The organism is Ruegeria sp. YKSF070 (assembly GCF_059612725.1).
Window position 1 is genome coordinate 1 of the sequence record NZ_JBXWRD010000106.1, and the last position, 1,757, is coordinate 1,757.

Here is a 1,757-nt window from a genome sequence, read left to right on the forward strand (position 1 = left end):
GGTCACATGCACCGCACACACAGGCCGGACAAATGACCGCAACCTGCTTCGATCAATCTTGCTCAAGAAAACCCTTGCAAAACAGGAGCCGTCCACAAATGACACCACCCTCAAAACACCTAAGTTGTAGGCATCGCGGATGTTGCAACCTCCTCCAAACCGAGAGAGCCGTTCAAGCCAACATGGCCAATCAATTCAAATCCTGATTGATGGGAACTGACAGCGGAGATCGGGTTGGGCAGGCTAACATTCGTTCCATCCAGCATGCTGTTCGATGTCAGCATATCCGTAGGGTGTGACGCCATGTTCAGAAGGTCTGAGATGTCTAACTGCTGAATATTCGGCGATGATCTTCCGGTAGCAGAGGTGGAAAGGTTTGCCTCATCGTAAACCGGTAACGAAGCGGCGGATAGCGTAAACGGCACTTCGATCGGTTCCTCACCATTCTGGTTCGAAGCTGCAGAGACTTTGTTGGTTCCCACTGATGATGCAATTTCGATGACACCGCCGGCAAACAGATCGATCTGGTCGCTTGTCGTGGCAGTATCGCCGTCCAAGTCGAAAGTCGCCGTAGCAGAGAATACGTTTATAGAGCCCAGAAGGTTTTCTATGTTTGGAATGTCTTGCAGCGCCACAGAGTAATTGAGGCCGCTGGTTGTCAGCGCGCTGCTTTTCTCGTCGGCAATTACTCCCAGTTCGACACCGTCCACATTGAGTGAAAGAGAAAAGTCGATCAACTGAGCATTGAAGAGAGGGGTTTGACCTAGCGCATCTGCGATAGCGGCGGGTGTCGTGACCGAGGTCGCGGATCCGTCTGAATCGACGAAGTCAAGGTTCGAAAGATCGACGTTGGGCCCTATGGCAAAAGCCTCGATATCAACTTCGACGTTGTCGTTAAGATTTCCGAGTGCTCCTTGCCAGTTTTGGGTGATCGGCACCGGGTTCCCGTCGGTGATGAAATACATGATATTGGCGTCATCCGAGCCCTGTCCGCTGAATATGCTGTTGACTTCGTTGAAGGCTGCCTCCCAATTGGTTGACCCTCTCAGGAACGGCAGGCTGTTCAGTTGAGTGATCAGGTCGACGTGATCGTCGACAAGATTGAATGGACCAATGGTACTGGCCGAGGCGGAGTAGGATGTGAGGAATACGTTGACCTCGGTTGCAGAGCCGTCGAACTGATCAGCCAGCCCGTCGAGCGCTGACGACACTGAGTTCAAAAGATCGTTCCAGCCGTTCTGCGTGATGCTTCCGGAACTATCCATGGCGATGAGCAAGTTTATCGCCGTTGATGAAGTCGGTATCACTTCCAGCAGGAATGATCCGGGCGGGTCTCCGGGGGTTTCAGGATTGAAGATGATTGAAACAGGCACATCATCCGGCAGCGTAGTCACGTCTTGCCCGACAACGACAACCGCGGTTCCGGTATCGGAGCCGCCCTGGCCGTCGGAGATGGTATAGGTGAATGTGTCGACCCCATAAAAATCTGCATTCGGCGTATAGGTTACCGAAGGGCCGCTGAAGCTGACGGATCCGTTGGCAGCATTGCCGACTGAAGCTAGCGTCAGTTCGTCTCCATCGACATCGGTGTCATTTGCAATCACATTGAAAGTTATCTGTGCATTCTGGTCGGTGATTGCATAGTTGCTGTTCGCCACCGGCGCATCGTTGACGGATGCGACGGTGAGGGTGAGGGTGCCCTCGTCGGTGCCGCCTTCGCCGTCGGAAACGGTATAGGTCGCCACCGGCACCGGGCC

At 53.7% G+C, this 1,757-nt stretch carries 1 protein-coding gene; it reads right to left on the reverse strand.

Translation table 11 applies throughout. From position 1 onward, the window contains the following. Positions 1–119: 119 nt before the first annotated feature. A partial coding sequence (locus tag AC2FL1_RS23385) for an Ig-like domain-containing protein (RefSeq protein WP_496878518.1) occupies positions 120–1,757 on the reverse strand: 1,638 nt, incomplete at its 5' end.